This is a genomic window from Nocardioides eburneiflavus (genome assembly GCF_004785795.1).
Taxonomy (GTDB): domain Bacteria; phylum Actinomycetota; class Actinomycetes; order Propionibacteriales; family Nocardioidaceae; genus Nocardioides; species Nocardioides eburneiflavus.
Window position 1 is genome coordinate 4821914 of sequence record NZ_SRRO01000001.1, and the last position, 15663, is coordinate 4837576.

At 71.9% G+C, this 15663-nt stretch carries 13 protein-coding genes; 1 reads left to right on the forward strand and 12 read right to left on the reverse strand.

Translation table 11 applies throughout. The annotated features are described in order from the left end of the window. Positions 1-3 precede the first annotated feature (3 nt). From EXE59_RS22630 to EXE59_RS22680, 11 genes are all read right to left on the reverse strand, one after another. Complete coding sequence (locus EXE59_RS22630) at positions 4-1977, reverse strand: TIGR03960 family B12-binding radical SAM protein (RefSeq protein WP_135840911.1); 1974 nt, start codon at positions 1975-1977, stop codon at positions 4-6. Between the two features lie 85 nt (positions 1978-2062). After that, positions 2063-3250, reverse strand: a complete 1188-nt coding sequence (gene rodA / locus EXE59_RS22635) for a rod shape-determining protein RodA (protein WP_135840912.1) — start codon at positions 3248-3250, stop codon at positions 2063-2065. Between the two features lie 5 nt (positions 3251-3255). Next, positions 3256-5406, reverse strand: coding sequence for a penicillin-binding protein 2 (mrdA, locus tag EXE59_RS22640; protein ID WP_135840913.1), 2151 nt, complete (start codon positions 5404-5406; stop codon positions 3256-3258). Then, the gene (gene mreD, locus EXE59_RS22645) at positions 5403-5915 is read right to left on the reverse strand and encodes a rod shape-determining protein MreD (protein ID WP_135840914.1); all 513 of its coding nucleotides are present in this window, start codon (positions 5913-5915) and stop codon (positions 5403-5405) included. Before mreD ends, mrdA begins: the two co-directional genes overlap by 4 nt. Then, positions 5912-6850, reverse strand: a complete 939-nt coding sequence (gene mreC, locus EXE59_RS22650; protein ID WP_135840915.1) for a rod shape-determining protein MreC — start codon at positions 6848-6850, stop codon at positions 5912-5914. Before mreC ends, mreD begins: the two co-directional genes overlap by 4 nt. After that, positions 6850-7878, reverse strand: a complete 1029-nt coding sequence (locus EXE59_RS22655; protein ID WP_135840916.1) for a rod shape-determining protein — start codon at positions 7876-7878, stop codon at positions 6850-6852. The genes mreC and EXE59_RS22655 overlap by 1 nt, the downstream gene beginning before the upstream one ends. A gap of 134 nt (positions 7879-8012) precedes the next feature. Next, positions 8013-8438, reverse strand: coding sequence for a nucleoside-diphosphate kinase (ndk, locus tag EXE59_RS22660; protein WP_135840917.1), 426 nt, complete (start codon positions 8436-8438; stop codon positions 8013-8015). Positions 8439-8461: 23 nt separating this feature from the next. Beyond that, positions 8462-8848: a DUF4233 domain-containing protein gene (locus tag EXE59_RS22665; RefSeq protein ID WP_246056998.1), complete on the reverse strand. Its 387-nt coding sequence runs from the start codon at positions 8846-8848 to the stop codon at positions 8462-8464. After that, positions 8845-10215 (reverse strand): bifunctional tetrahydrofolate synthase/dihydrofolate synthase, encoded by a 1371-nt coding sequence (gene folC / locus EXE59_RS22670; RefSeq protein ID WP_135840918.1) that lies wholly within the window; start codon positions 10213-10215, stop codon positions 8845-8847. The genes EXE59_RS22665 and folC overlap by 4 nt, the downstream gene beginning before the upstream one ends. A 68-nt stretch (positions 10216-10283) precedes the next feature. Next, a complete protein-coding gene (locus EXE59_RS22675) occupies positions 10284-11312 on the reverse strand; it encodes a hypothetical protein (protein ID WP_135840919.1) in 1029 nt (342 codons plus the stop codon). 9 nt (positions 11313-11321) lie between these two features. Then, positions 11322-12239: a GNAT family N-acetyltransferase gene (locus EXE59_RS22680; RefSeq protein WP_135840920.1), complete on the reverse strand. Its 918-nt coding sequence runs from the start codon at positions 12237-12239 to the stop codon at positions 11322-11324. Between the two features lie 76 nt (positions 12240-12315). Here EXE59_RS22680 and valS point away from each other — a divergent pair, with 76 nt between their 5' ends. Next, positions 12316-14961 carry a valine--tRNA ligase gene (gene valS / locus EXE59_RS22685; RefSeq protein ID WP_135840921.1) on the forward strand — a complete coding sequence of 882 codons (2646 nt, stop codon included), beginning with the start codon at positions 12316-12318 and terminating at the stop codon, positions 14959-14961. A 7-nt stretch (positions 14962-14968) separates the two neighbouring features. On the opposite strand, the gene EXE59_RS24240 is transcribed toward valS, so the two are convergent. Next, positions 14969-15580 carry a hypothetical protein gene (locus EXE59_RS24240; RefSeq protein ID WP_210429104.1) on the reverse strand — a complete coding sequence of 204 codons (612 nt, stop codon included), beginning with the start codon at positions 15578-15580 and terminating at the stop codon, positions 14969-14971. Positions 15581-15663 lie beyond the last annotated feature (83 nt).

The window sequence follows — 15663 nt, forward strand, 5'->3', positions numbered from 1 at the left end:
CCCTCAGACCACGCTGAGCGGGAGCAGCTTCTGCCCGGTGGGGCCGACCTGGATCTCGGTGCCCATCTCGGGGCAGACGCCGCAGTCGTAGCACGGGGTCCAGCGGCAGTCCTCGATCTCGATGTCGGCGCCGTCGGCGGCCGCGAGGGCGTCCTCCCAGTCGCCCCACAGCCAGTCCTTGTCGAGGCCGGAGTCGAGGTGCTCCCAGGGCAGCACCTCCTCGTAGTCGCGCTCGCGGGTGGTGTACCAGTCGACGTCGACACCGGTGCCGGCCATGGCGGTCGCGGCCGACTCCATCCAGCGGTCGTAGGAGAAGTGCTCGCTCCAGCCGTCGAAGCGGCCGCCGTCGCGCCACACCTGCTCGATGACCTTGCCGACGCGACGGTCGCCGCGCGAGAGCAGGCCCTCGACGATGCCGGGCTTGCCGTCGTGGTAGCGGAAGCCGATCGCGCGGGCGAACTTCTTGTCCGCCCGGACGACCTCGCGCAGCAGCCGCAGCCGCTCGTCGGTGGCCTCGTGGTCGAGCTGCGGGGCCCACTGGAACGGGGTGTGGGGCTTGGGCACGAAGCCGCCGATGGAGACCGTGCAGCGGATGTCGTTGCGCCCGGAGACCTCGCGCCCGGTCGCGATGACTCGCTTGGCGAGGTCGGCGATCGCGAGGACGTCCTCGTCGGTCTCCTGCGGGAGGCCGCACATGAAGTAGAGCTTCACCTGCCGCCAGCCGTGGGAGTACGCCGCCGCGACCGTGCGGATCAGGTCCTCCTCGCTGACCATCTTGTTGATGACCTTGCGCATCCGCTCCGAGCCGCCCTCGGGGGCGAAGGTGAGGCCCGAGCGCCGGCCGTTGCGGGAGAACTCGTTGGCGAGGGTGATGTTGAAGGCGTCGACGCGGGTGCTCGGCAGCGAGAGGGAGACGTTGGAGCCCTCGTAGCGGTCGGCGAGGCCCTTGGCGACCTCACCGATCTCGGTGTGGTCGGCGCTCGACAGCGAGAGCAGGCCGACCTCCTCGAAGCCGGACTTGCGGATGCCGTTCTCGACCATGTCGCCGATGGTCTTGATCGACCGCTCGCGCACCGGGCGGGTGATCATGCCGGCCTGGCAGAACCGGCAGCCGCGGGTGCACCCGCGGAAGATCTCCACGGAGAAGCGCTCGTGCACGGTCTCGGCCAGCGGCACCAAGGGGTTGGCCGGGTACGGCCACTGGTCGAGGTCCATCAGCGTGTGCTTGCGGACCCGGAACGGGATGCCGGGCCGGTTGGGCACGACCGCCTCGATGGCGCCGTCGGCGGCGTAGGCCACGTCGTAGAAGCGCGGGACGTAGATGTTGCCGGTGACCGCGAGGCGGCGCAGCAGCTCGTCGCGCCCACCGGGCCGGTCCTCGAGCTTCCACTCGCGCACGATGTCGGAGATCGCGAGCACGACCTCCTCCCCGTCGCCGAGGACCGCGGCGTCGATGAAGTCGGCGATCGGCTCCGGGTTGAACGCCGCGTGACCGCCGGCGATCACGACCGGGTCGTCCTCGCCGCGGTCGACCGCGTGCAGCGGGATCCCGGCGAGGTCGAGCGCGTTGAGCATGTTGGTGTAGCCGAGCTCGGTGGAGAAGCTCAGGCCGAAGAGGTCGAAGGCACCGACCGGGCGGTGGCTGTCGACGGTGAACTGCGGGATCGGGCCGTGCTCGTCGCCCGTGCGCATGACCTGCTCCATGTCCGGCCACACCGAGTAGGTGCGCTCGGCGAGGATCCAGTCTCGCTCGTTGAGCACCTCGTAGAGGATCTGCACGCCCTGGTTGGGCAGGCCGACCTCGTAGGCGTCGGGGTACATCAGGGCCCAGCGGACCGTGGGACCGCCCGTCTCCGAGGCCGCGGCGCAGTCCCAGTCCTTCACGACGGAGTTGAGCTCGCCGCCGACGTACTGGATGGGCTTCTGCACCGACGGCAGACGTGCCTCCAGACGCGGGAAGACCGACGCGACGGACATGACAGCAACACCTCGATGTGGGACGGGGGCGGGACGGGGAAGGACCGACCCTCAAGGTTACGTCCCCCGCGGTGGTGCGGCCTACTCAGCGACGGATCGCGCCGGACGACCTCAGGTGGATGTTCTGGAGCAGGCCGAGGGCGAGCATGCCGGCGAACAGCGAGCTGCCGCCGTAGGAGACGAAGGGCAGCGGCACGCCGGTCACGGGCATGATGCCCAGGCACATGCCGATGTTCTGGAAGGCCTGGAAGCCCCACCAGCACGCGATGCCGGCGGCGGCCACCCGGCCGAACAGGTCACCGGCCTGCGCCGAGATCGCCAGCGCGCGCCAGATCACGACCGCGAGGAGCAGGATCACCAGGCCCGCGCCGACGAGGCCGAGCTCCTCGCCGGCGACGGTGAAGATGAAGTCGGTGTGCTGCTCGGGGACGAACCCCGACCGGGTCTGCGAGCCGTCGAAGAGCCCCTGTCCGAACAGCCCGCCGTTGCCGACGGCGATGCGGGCCTGCTCGGTGTTGTAGCCGGCCCCGCGCGGGTCGAGGCCCGGGTTGGTGAAGGCGAGGAACCGGTCGACCTGGTAGGGCTTGAGCACCCCCATGGCCACCGCCCCGGCAGCTCCGGCGATGCCGGCCAGGGTGAGACCGGCGAGCCACCCGCGCCCGGCTCCTGCGATGGCCAGCACGCCGAAGACGGTGGCGGTGAGCACGAGCATGGTGCCGAGGTCGGGCTGGAGCAGGATCAGCGCCGCGGGCAGGGCGGCGATGGCGAGCATCGCGACCACCTCGAGGCTGCCCACTCCCCGACCCCAGCGGCGCTCGGTGCGCTCGGCGACGACGAGCGCCATGCCGACCACCACCGCGAGCTTGGCGAGCTCGGCCGGCTGGATCGACATCCCGCCGAGCTGCAGCCACGAGCGGGACCCGTTGATCGTGCTCCCGGCGACGAGCACCATCACGAGGCCGGCCACGCTCGCGACGTACGCCAGCGGGGCGAGGATGCGCACCCAGCGGTGGTCGGTGGCGAGCACGGCGACCATCAGCACCAGGCCGATGGCGACGTTGACCAGCTCCTTGCGGAGGTAGGCGTTCGGGTCGCCGCCGGTGAGGTCGGCGCGGGTCGAGGTCGCCGACCACACGAGCAGCGTCCCGATCGTGACGAGCGCGAGCGTCGCGGCCATCAGGACCCAGTCGAGGCCGGGGGCGCGCAGGGTCGACGCGCGTCCCACGGGACGGCCGGCGGGACGGCTGGCGGGACGGCTCGAGAGGACGGTCATCGCCGTCACTCCCCTGCCTTGTCCGATGCCGCTTTCTCCGGCACGGGCGGCATGATCGACCCGTCGTCGAGGAACTGCGGCAGCCGGGAAGGCGGGACGGTGCCGGGGATCGCGGCCCGCGCGGGGCGTACGGTCTCGCCCTCGACGCCGTAGAGCGCCTCCCAGATCGCGCGGATCCCGTCCCCGGTGGAGCCGGAGCCGGTGCCGCCCTGGCTGATCATCATGACCACCACGTAGTCCTCGGAGTAGGACGCCACCCAGCCGGTCGACTGCTTGCCGTAGACCTCCGCCGAGCCGGTCTTGGCGCGGATGGTCACGTCGTCGATCGGGAAGCCGACGAGCTTCCAGGCCATCGTGCCGACCCGCGACACGTTCTCGAGCGCCCCGTCGATGTAGTCGAGGTACTTCTTCGGCACGTCGACCTGGCCGACCTTGCGCGGCGCGATGCGGCGCAGGACCTCGCCCTCGGGGCTCACCACCGCCTTGGCGACGGTGGGCGCCCAGAGGGTGCCGCCGTTGCTGAGGGCGGCGTAGCCGCGGGCGAGCTGGAGTGGGGTGACGATCGTGTCGCCCTGCCCGATCGAGAAGTTCACGGCGTCACCGGCGCGGTAGAGGTTGCCCTCGAGGCAGAACTCGCGGGCGAACTTGTAGACGAAGTCGCTGGTGTCCGCGGTCTGGGGCTTGTCGCTCAGCTCGCAGTAGTAGTCCTTCTGGGACTCGTAGTAGTCCAGCTTCCACTGCCGGTCGGCGATCCGGCCCGGTGCCTCGCCGGGCAGGTCGATGCCCGTGCGTGAGCCGAAGCCGAACTCCTTGGCCTCCTCGACCAGCGGGTCGCGGGCGTCGATGTCGGCCGGGTCGCTGCCGAACCGCTGCCAGAAGTCGTAGCCGATGCGGTAGAAGAAGGTGTTGCAGGAGACCTCGAGCGCCTTGGCGAAGCCGATGCTGCCGTAGGCGCCGGACTCGTAGTTCTTGAAGACGCGGTTGCCGACCTGGAAGCCCGACGAGCACGGCAGCGCGGTGTCGAGGGCGTAGCCGTTGGTGAGCGCTCCGGCGGTCATGAACGGCTTCCACGTGGAGCCCGGCGCGAACTGGCCCTGCGTGGCGCGCGAGAGGAGCGGCGTGCCGGCCTTCTCGGAGTAGAGCCGGCTCAGCTGGGCCTCGCTGATGCCGCCGGTCCACACGTCCGGGTCGTACGTCGGCTGGCTGGCCATGGCGATGACGCGACCGGTCTTCGTGTCGAGGACCACCGCCGCGCCGGAGTCGGCGGCGAACTTCCGGCCGGTGACCTTGTCGAGCTGCGTGCGCTGGAAGGCGATCCGCTCGGCGAGCTGGCGCTCGACGACGGACTGCACCTTGGCGTCGATGGAGGTGACGAGGGTGTCGCCGGGGGTGCTCTCGACGACCGAGTCGTCGCCCAGCACCCGGCCCATCGAGTCGACCGCCACGCGGTGGTAGCCGGGCAGGCCGCGCAGCCACTCGTCGTACTCCTTCTCGACGCCGGCCCTGCCGACGACCGAGGCGCCGTTGAGCGAGCGGTCGTCGCGCTCCGCCGCGAGGTCGTACTCGTCCTCGGTGACCGGGCTGAGGTAGCCCAGCACGTGCGCGAGGTTGATGCCGAAGGGACGCGGGTAGGACCGCACGCTCTGCTGCTCGGCGAGCACGCCGGGGTAGTCCTCGGGCTGCTCGAGGATGCGCAGCGCGACGTCCTTGCGCACGTCGGTGGCCACGGGCACGGGCTGGTAGGGCGAGCCGTTCCAGCACACGTCGCGGACGCTGCCGGGATCGCCGCAGGTCACCAGGCGGGCCTCGACGTCCTCGGGCGTCGCGTCGACGACGACCGCGACCCGGCGCACGAGCTCGGCCCGCTGGCGGTCCTCGAGCTTGCCGAGGAGGGTGCGGTCGACCGAGATCACCCACGACGTGCGGTTGGCGACGAGCGGGCGACCCTGGCTGTCGACGATGAGCCCGCGTTGGGGCTGCACCACGATGTCGCGCACCGACTGGTCGGCGGCCTGGGCCTGGTAGGACTCCCCGCCGATCACCTGGAGGTAGTAGAGGCGGACGAAGAGGGTGGCGAACAGCGAGAAGACGAGCGCCTGGACGACCACGAGGCGCAGCCGGCTCCTGCTGGCCGACCGGCTGGTGGCGGGGCTCACGTGGTCGCCCACTGGGGGCTGAGGCGGGCGAACAGCTTCATCAGCGGCGGCAGGACGAAGGGAGTGAGCAGGACGTCCCACACGACCGCGACGAGGACGACCTCGAGCAGCCCGGCGACCGACATCGCCGGGTCGTCGAGCAGCAGTCCGGACAGCGCGAAGAGCGAGGTCGCCACGAAGGAGGCGGCGGCGACCGTGCCGACCACGGCCAGCGCGCTGGGCTTCTGGTCCTGGCGGACCCGGGCGGCGAGGAAGGCGGCGACGGTGAGCGCGAGCGCCCAGCGTCCGGCGACGTGGTCGGCCGGCGGCGCGAGGTCGAGGGTGAGGCCGGCGGCGAAGCCGAGGAGCAGCGCGAACGGCGCCTCGACGGTCAGCGCGGCCGCGACCACGACGAGCAGGCAGAGGTTGGGCACGACGCCGTGCCAGGCGACGTGCGGGAAGAGCGAGACCTGGACGACGAGGGCCACGACGACCGCGGCGAGGGCGGCGAGCCAGCGGAGGTGGCTCATCTGAGGCTCCCGTCCGCCTCGATGACCGCTCGGTCGCTCTGGAGGCCGCTCGGGACCATCACGCCCACCACGTCGAGGGCGGAGAAGTCGACGAACGGCTTCACGACCGCGCGCTGGGAGGCCTCGCGCAGCGAGCTGTAGACCTCGGTGATGGTGCCGATGGGAACGCCGGGGGCGTACGGGCCGGTCGTGCTGCCCCACGTCACGACCGTGTCGTTGCGGGCCGGCACCGAGGCGTCGTCGACCAGGCGCAGGTCGAGGCCCGACTCCTGGCGGAGCGATCCGCTGCCGGTGACGAAGCCGATCTCCATGCTGGACCCCACCCGCCCGCCGACGGTCGAGTCGGGGTCGATGACCAGCAGCACGGTGGCCGTGCTGCGGGTGACCCGCAGGACCCGGCCGACGAGCCCGTCGTTGTTGACGACCGTCATGTCCGGGCCGATGCCGGCCTCGGATCCGGCGTCGATGGTCACGGTGAAGCTCTGCGACTGGCGCGAACCGAGCGCGACGACGCGGGCCGGCACGAGGGCGGACCCGAGGTCCTCGGCAGCCGTGGTGAGCCCGTCGTACTGCTCGAGGCGGTTGCGGTCGAAGCCGGTCAGCTCCACCTGCCCGCGGAGCTCGGCGTTGCTCGCCTCGAGGTCGCGGACCTGGTCGGCGAGGTCGTCCTTGCTGCGGAACCAGGCCGGGACGGCCGTGAAGGGACGTACGGCTGCCGCGACGCCTGCCTCGGCGGGACCGAGCGCCTCGCCGACGACGCGGCGGGCCGGCTCGAGCGGCGAGGCGCCGTCGCCGGAGACGTCGAGCGTGATCAGCGTGATGCTCGCGAGCACCAGCGCCACGAGCAGCGAGCGCGGCGGGCGGTTGCGCGACTCGAGGCGGTCGAGGCCGGTCCAGCGCCGCTCCCGCCCGTCGTGTCCCCCGAAGGCACCCATCAGAAGCGCCTCGGATCGGAGACGAGGACCTGCTGGAGCGCCTCGAACTCCTCCACGCACTTGCCGGCGCCGTAGGCCACCGAGGACAGCGGGTCCTCCGCGACGTGCACCGGCATGCCGGTCTCGTGGCGCAGCCGCTCGTCGAGGCCGCGCAGCATCGCACCACCACCGGTGAGGACGATGCCGCGGTCCATGATGTCGCCGGCCAGCTCGGGCGGCGTCTGGTCGAGGGTGGTGCGGACCGCGTCGACGATGCTGTGCAGCGGCTCCTCGAGCGCCTGGCGCAGCTCGGAGCTGGACACCACGACCGTGCGGGGCAGCCCGGAGACCATGTCGCGGCCGCGGATCTCCGCGTCGGGCTCGGTGGGGAGCGGGAACGCCGACCCGAGGGTCATCTTCATCTCCTCGGCGGTGCGCTCCCCCAGCTTGAGGGAGTACTCCTTCTTCATCCACGCGATGATCGCCTGGTCGAGGTCGTCGCCGGCCGTGCGCACCGACAGGCTCGTCACGATGCCGCCGAGGCTGATGACAGCCACCTCGGTGGTGCCGCCTCCGACGTCGACGACCATGTTGCCGGTGGCCTCGTGGACGGGCAGCCCGGCGCCGATCGCGGCGGCCATCGGCTCCTCGACGATGTAGACGCGTCGCGCGCCGGCCTGGTAGCCGGCCTCCTTGACCGCGCGCTGCTCGACCGCGGTGATGCCGCTCGGCACGCAGATCACCATGCGGGGCTTGGCGAAGTAGCGGCGGCGGTGGACCTGGTGGATGAAGTAGCGCAGCATCTGCTCGGTCGCCTCGAAGTCGGCGATGACGCCGTCCTTGAGCGGACGGATGGCGGCGATGTTGTCGGGCGTGCGACCGATCATCCGCTTGGCCTCGTGGCCGACGGCGAGGACCTCGCCGGTCGTGGTGTTCATCGCCACGACCGACGGCTCGTCGAGCACGACGCCCTTGCCGCGGACATAGACCAGCGTGTTGGCGGTGCCGAGGTCGACGGCCATGTCTCGGCCGATCAGGTTGTGTGCCATTGCCGCTGCTGCCCCTGCAGGTCGGGTGGTGCTCCGGGAAGAGGGGTCAGCGCTGGCTCCGACCCACGCTCAGGTTAAGGAGCGCGGGCGGGTGTTCCCGGCAGGACACGCGCGGGACGGGTGTGACTGGTGGGTCAGAGGTTCGGAAACCAGATCCCGATCTCGCGGGCGGCGGACTCGGGCGAGTCGGAGCCGTGCACGATGTTCTGCTGGACGGCGAGGCCCCAGTCGCGCCCGAGGTCGCCGCGGATCGTGCCCGGCAGGGCGACCGTGGGGTCCGTGGCACCGGCGAGGGCGCGGAAGCCCTCGATGCACCGCTCGCCCTCGATGACGACGGCGAGGACGGGGCCGGAGAGCATGAACTCGACGAGGGGCCCGTAGAACGGCTTGCCCTCGTGCTCGGCGTAGTGGTCGGCGAGGATCTCCGCGGTCGCGGTGCGCAGCTCCACGGCCGCGAGCGTATAGCCCTTGGTCTCGATCCGGCGCAGCACCTCGCCGGAGAGGCCGCGGCGCACGCCGTCGGGCTTGACGAGGACGAGGGAGCGCTGGACGTCGGTCATGCCGGGCAGCCTAGCGAGGACGCTCAGCCCTGTTCCGCGCGGTAGGCCGCCCACGCCCCCGCGCGCTCCCGCTCGATCTTGCGTCCCAGCAGGTCCGCCGCCGTCCACAGCGCCGCGAAGATCAGGCCGAGGCCGAACATGACGGGCAGGACGAAGCCCAGCGCGACGGCCGCGACCTGGACCGCGTAGCCGGCCAGGTAGGCCCACTCGGCGCGTAGCATCCCGGCGAGGAGCAGGCACACCACGGCCAGGCCGAGGCCGACCGAGAGCGCCAGCGAGGTGTCGACGTCGGCGATGGTGATCATCACGGGCGTGGTCAGCCCGAGGGTGATGGCCTCGAGGCTGAGGACCGCGGCGGCCATCCCGCGTCGCGGCGAGCGCTCGGTGTTGGTGGGTGCGGCCTCGGTCATCGACGGCCCTTCAGCAGGCCGCGCGCCTCGCCCACGGTCACCACCGATCCGGTGACGAGCACGGCGCCGGCGCCGATCGAGACGTCGATCGCCTCGCCGACCTCGGCGAGGGTGGCCGCCCGGTCGATGGCGTCGGCGAGGTCGGGGACGACGCTGACCCGGTCCTCGCCGAACACCTCGGCCGCGGCGCGGCCGAGGGCGGCGGCCGACATCGACCGCGGCGTCGAGTTCTGGGTGCAGACGACGTGCTCGAAGTAGGGCTCGAAGGCGGCGAGCACGCCGTCGGCGTCCTTGTCCTCCATCACGCCCATCACGCCGATGAGCGGGCTGAAGGAGAACGAGTCGTCGAGCGCCGCGGCGACCGCCTCGGCTCCGTGCGGGTTGTGCGCGGCGTCGAGCACGATCGTGGGACTGCGGCGGATGATCTCCAGCCGTCCCGGCGAGGTGACCTCGGCGAAGGCGGCGCGCACGAGGTCGTCGTCGAGCTCGCCGGTGCCGAACGCCTCGACCGCTGCCAGGGCGACGGCGGCGTTCTGTGCCTGGTGGGCCCCGTAGAGCGGCAGGAACACGTCGTCGTACCGAGCGCGCAGGCCCTGCAGCGAGACGACCTGGCCGCCGACCGCGGGCGTGCGCGAGACCACGCCGAACTCCATCCCCTCGCGGGCGACGGTGGCGCCGACCTCGGCCGCGCGCGCCAGCAGGACCGCCGCCACCTCCGGGGTCTGCTCGGCAAGGACCGCGACCGAGCCGGGCTTGATGATCCCGGCCTTCTCCACCGCGATGGTGGCCGGGTCCTCGCCGAGGTACTTGGCGTGGTCGACGGCGATCGGCAGGACCACGGCGACGTCGGCGTCGATGACGTTGGTGGCGTCCCAGCTGCCGCCCATGCCGACCTCGACGACGGCCACGTCGACGGGCGCGTCGGCGAACGCGGCGTACGCCATGCCGACGATGGTCTCGAAGAAGCTGAGCGGGTGCTCCTGCTCCGAGTCGACGAGGTGGGTGTAGCGGGCCACGTCGTTGAAGGCCCGAACGAACGCCTCGTCGTCGAGCGGCTCGCCGTCGACACTGATCCGCTCGCTCATCCGCTCGAGGTGCGGGGAGGTGAACCGGCCGGTGCGCAGGTCGAGGGCCCGCAGGAGCGTCTCGATCATCCGGCTGGTGCTGGTCTTGCCGTTGGTTCCGGTCAGGTGCACCGAGCGGAAGGAGCGCTGCGGCTCGCCGAGGAGCTCCGTGAACGCCTCGATCCGGTCCAGGCTCGGCTCGAGCTTGGTCTCCGGCCAGCGCGACAGCAGGGCGTCCTCGACCTCTGCGTAGGTCTCGGCGAGGCGGGGGGCGTCCTGCGGGTCAGGGAAGGCGTCAGTCATGGCGCCACGAGTCTATGGGCCTCGGTTTCGACACGCTCGCTGCGCTCGCTGCTCAACCAGCGGGGTGCTCAGCAGCGGACGGTCCGCCGCCACGGCTTCACGACCTCCAGCGCCTTCCCGTCGAGGGGGCGCTCGCGGAGCTGCTCCAGGGCGTCGGCCCAGCGCGGGTCGGCCGTCCCGGTGACGTACATCGACGAGCCCTGGTCGGCGTAGACGAGTCCGTACCTCTTCATCGCCACCACGATGGTCCGGGCGACACCGGTGTAGCGCCGGGCGGGGAACGACGCCCGCAGCCGGAACCGCATGCCGTACGCCGGCAGGTCCCGCGCGGTGTTGCCGCTCGGACCGCAGTGGCGGGCCGGCCACGTGTACGCGTGCCGCGCGGTCGGGAGCGTGAAGCGCAGCGCGTGCGTGATCCGCCCGGAGGCCGCCTCGTCCCACGACAGGAGGCCGGGCAGGATCGGCAGACCGGCCGCGTCGGCGGAGGTCCAGCCCGCCGGGCGCAGGCGGTTGGAGGACAGGTCCCACCGGGCCGCGGACGCGGCGCGCCACGCCACGACGTCGCCGGAGGCGTCCCGCACCCGCTCGGCGGCGTACAGCTCGACGAGGTCGCACGTGCCGCGACGGACCGTGATGACGTGGCGATCACCCTCGTCCGGGTCGGGGTCGCGGGTGCTGCCGCCCTCGATGGCGGCATCGGCCGGGATCCACACCCGACCGCGGTCGCTCTCGCTGCGGTAGTCCTCCCCGTCGACCCCGAACTGCAGCGGCAGCAACGGCTGGTCCTCGTCGACGACGTTGACCGGGATGCCGTAGTACTCCTCCGTCGTGCCGAGGTCGAGGTGCAGGTCGTGCCCGGCGGCCTGCCGCCCGACGATCGCCGCCGAGTGCCGCCACACGGGGCGGGAGTCGACGCGGCGGTTCCACGGGTTGTCGGGCGGGAAGAGCTCGCACCCGCCCACGGCGTGCACCGGGGCACGCCGCTCGCGCTCGGGCACGACGCCCGCCAGCACCGGCGACGACGCCGTGGCCGCGACCACGAGGGACAGGGTGAGGGCCAGGCTGGTGACCAGGCTGGTGACCGTGAGGGGCCGCATCCGCCGAGACTAGGGCGTCGCCGGGAGCCTGACGAGGTGCTCGGCCATGTCGACCACCGGCTCGTAGCCGAGCCGGGCGTAGATCTTGTTCGACGTCGGGTTGGCCCGGTCGGTGAACAGGCACATCCGGTGCCCGGCCGCGAGCCCGCGCCTGGTGAGCTCACCCACGACGTACGACGCGATGCCGCGTCCGCGGTGCTCGCGAGGCGTGTAGACGGGACCGATCCTGGAGACGCCGTACGACGGCAGGCCGGCGCCGCTCAGGTGGGCGACCGTCCCGTCGGGCAGCTCCCACAGCCACTCGACGCCCTCGCGGATGCGGACCAGCACGCTGTCGAGCGTGTTGTGCTCGCCAGAGGTCGGGTCGGGCTCGCGCCCCGCCTGCTCGTCGGCCTCCTCGTGGAACGCCGTGAACCACGCGAGCACCAGCTCGGCGTCGTCCTCCGTCGCGAGCCGCAGCCGACCCACGGGCGCGTCGGGCACCTCGACGGAGGTCGCCTCCCACAACCGCGTGCCCTTGTCGACGAGGAGCTCCCCGCCGCTCAGCTCCGCGGTCGTCCGGGCCAGCACCTCCGCGCCCGGCAGGGCACCGTTGGCCCCGCCCAGGTGCTCGCCCCGCTCGTGCAGGGCGGCTGCGAGCGCGCGGGCCGCGTCGTCCGGCATCGGCACGGAGAAGGTGGGGAACGGCTTGAACGGCGCGGTCCGCATGACCGCACTGACGACCTCGCCGGCGTCGTCGCGCACGACGAGCCACCAGCGCTCGAACGGCGCGCCGACCCCGGCCCACGAGTCGTGGCCGTCGGCCAGCTCCCGGGCGGTCCGCTCGCTCACGCTGGCGATGACGCTGCCGAGCACGGGGTCGGCGGCGAGCAGGTCGCCCGCCGCGGCGAGGAACGGCTGCGGGGTGTCGAAGAACTCCAGCTCCATGGCGCGACGCTACGACCCGGCCATCCGTCGTGATACTCGTTTTCGCAGGCCGGAGGCCCGTCAATAGACTCAGCGCATGACTGAGAACCCCAGCACCCAGGCACCGGACAGTGGTCCGACGACAGCGAGCACCGACCAGCGTGCCGTCGTCGTACCGGAGCGTCCGGCGCTCGAGGGTCTGGAGGACAAGTGGTCGCGCGCGTGGGCCGACAACGACACCTACGCCTTCGACCGCACGCAGCCGCGGGAGAACGTCTACTCGATCGACACTCCCCCGCCGACCGTGAGCGGCTCGCTGCACGTCGGCCACGTCTACTCCTACAGCCACACCGACCTGATCGCGCGCTACCAGCGGATGCAGGGCAAGGCGGTGTTCTACCCGATCGGCTGGGACGACAACGGCCTGCCGACCGAGCGGCGCGTGCAGAACTACTTCGGCGTCCGCTGCGACCCGACCCTGCCCTACGACGCCGACTTCACCCCGCCGGAGAAGCCCGACCCGAAGAAGCAGGTCCCGGTCAGCCGCCCCAACTTCATCGAGCTGTGCGAGCAGCTCGTCGTGGAGGACGAGAAGGCGTTCGAGGCGCTCTGGCGCCAGCTCGGCCTGTCGGTCCAGTGGAACCCGACCTACACGACGATCGGTGACCACTCGCGCACCGTCAGCCAGCGCGCGTTCCTGCGCAACTACGCCCGCGGCGAGGCGTACCTCTCCGAGGCGCCGACGCTCTGGGACGTCACCTTCCAGACCGCGGTCGCCCAGGCCGAGCTCGAGGCCCGCGACTACCCCGGCGCCTACCACCGTGTCGCGTTCCACACTGTTCCGACCGACGAGGCCTCCGGCCGCCCGATCCACATCGAGACCACGCGCCCGGAGCTGATCCCGAGCGTCGTCGCGCTGATCGCCCACCCGGACGACGAGCGCTACCAGGACCTCCTCGGCACCACGGTGACCTCGCCGGTCTTCGGCGTCGAGATCCCGGTCCTCGCCCACCCGGCCGCGGAGCCCGACAAGGGCGCCGGCATCGCGATGTGCTGCACGTTCGGTGACCTCACCGACGTCATGTGGTGGCGCGAGCTCGACCTGCCGATCCGTACGGTCGTCGGCCGCGACGGCCGACTCACCCGCGAGACGCCCGAGTGGCTCGCTGCCGAGCCCGCCGCCGCGGCGTACGCCGAGATGGCCGGCAAGACGACGTTCAGCGCGCGCGAGGCGATCGTGGGCCTGCTGCGGGAGTCCGGCGACCTCGACGGCGAGCCCAAGGCCACCCAGCGGATGGCGAACTTCTACGAGAAGGGCGACAAGCCGCTCGAGATCATCGCGACCCGCCAGTGGTACATCCGCAACGGCGGCCGTGACGCGGCGCTGCGCAAGGAGATGCTGGTCCGCGGCGAGGAGGTCACCTGGATCCCCGCCCACATGAAGCACCGCTACGACAACTGGGTCGGCGGCCTCAACGGCGACTGGCTGATCTCGCGCCAGCGGTTCTTCGGCATCCCGTTCCCCGTCTGGTACCCGCTCGACGCCGACGGCGAGCCCGACCACGATCACCCGCTGCTGCCCACCGAGGACCAGCTCCCGGTCGACCCGTCGACGGAGGCACCCCACGGCTACGACGAGGACCAGCGCGGCAAGCCCGGCGGCTTCGTCGGCGACCCCGACGTGATGGACACCTGGGCGACGTCCTCGCTGACCCCGCAGATCGCGGGCATGTGGGAGGTCGACGACGACCTGTTCTCGCGGGTCTTCCCCTACGACCTCGCCACCCAGGCACACGACATCATCCGCACCTGGCTGTTCTCCCGCGTCGTCCGCGCCGACTTCGAGCACCAGGTCGTCCCGTGGTCGCACGCGATGATCTCGGGCTTCATCGTCGACCCCGACCGCAAGAAGATGTCGAAGTCCAAGGGCAACGTCGTGGTCCCCACCGACATCCTCGACAAGTACGGCGCCGACGCGGTGCGCTGGCGCGCCGCCATCGGCCGCCCGGGCATGGACTCGCCCTTCGACGAGTCGCAGATGAAGGTCGGCCGCCGGCTCGCGATGAAGGTCCTCAACGCCTCGAAGTTCGTCCTCGGCAACGTGGGCGCCACCGAGCTCAGCCCGGCCGCGGTCAGCGCCCCGGTCGACTGCGCGCTGCTCGGTCGGCTCGAGGTCGTCGTCCGCAGGGCCACCGAGGCGTTCGACGCCTACGACTACACGACCGCGCTCGAGGTCACCGAGAAGTTCTTCTGGGAGTTCTGCGACGACTACCTCGAGCTCGTCAAGGAGCGTGCGTACGACTCCGAGGGGGGCCAGGGCACGGACTCGGCCCGCGCCACGCTGGCGATCGCGCTCCACGTCCAGCTGCGGCTGCTCGCCCCGTTCCTGCCGTACGCGACCGAGGAGGTGTGGTCGTGGTGGCAGGACGGCTCGATCCACCACGCCGCCTGGCCGACCGCCGCCGACCTCGGCTCCGCGGCCGCCTCGCAGCCGCTGGTGCTCGACGCCGTGGCCGCCGCCCTCACCGGCATCCGAGGCGCCAAGTCGCAGGCGAAGGCCAAGATGCGCGCGCCCCTCTCGCGCGTCGAGATCACCGGCCCGGCCACGCTCCTCGAGGCTGCCCAGCAGGCGCAGGACGACCTCCGCGCCGTGGGCACCATCGTCGGCGACCTCGACTTCGTCGTCGACGAGTCGGCCTCCGAGCTGCGGGTCACCGCAGAGCTGGCGCCCACCGAGGACTGACCACCGGTCAGCCCTTGCCGTGACCCTTGCCGTGGCCCTGGCCGGCGTGCCCGGCGGCCTTGGCTGCGTCACGCGCGGCCATGCGGACAGCCTTCGCGGCCTCGCGCTCAGCCTTCCGAGCAGCCTTCGCGGCCTCGCGCTCAGCCTTCCGAGCAGCCTTCGCGGCCTCGCGCTCAGCCTTCCGAGCAGCCTTCGCGGCCTCGCGCTCAGCCTTGCGAGCCGCCTTCGCGGCCTCGCGCTCAGCCGTACGGGCAGCCTTCACGGCGTCCTTGGTGTCCGAGGACACGGTGGGCGTGGTCTGCTGGGTGGGCTGAGCAGTGGCCTGCTCGGTGGCCTGCTGGGCTGCCCCGGCGGCCTGCTCCTGCGCAGGCGCCGGGGAGGCGACGACCTCGGCCAACGGCTGGGCGCTCAACTCGGCGGGGATGCTGACGGGAGCCTCGTCGGACTCCTCGACGGGGGGTGCCACCGGGCGCCGTTCGACGGGCGCGGCGATCGGCCTGGCGGGCTGGACGAGGTCCTCGATGCCGAAGCCGCGGCCCACCGACAGCGACATCAGGACGGCGCAGAGCACGGCTACGAGAGCGAACCCCACGAGTGGCCGCTTCTGGTCAACCCCCACCGGGTCCCCTTCCCACATGCAGACGAGACGCCAGTCTCTCCGGACCATGACGCGTGTCCCACGTCGATGGCCCGGAATAGTCC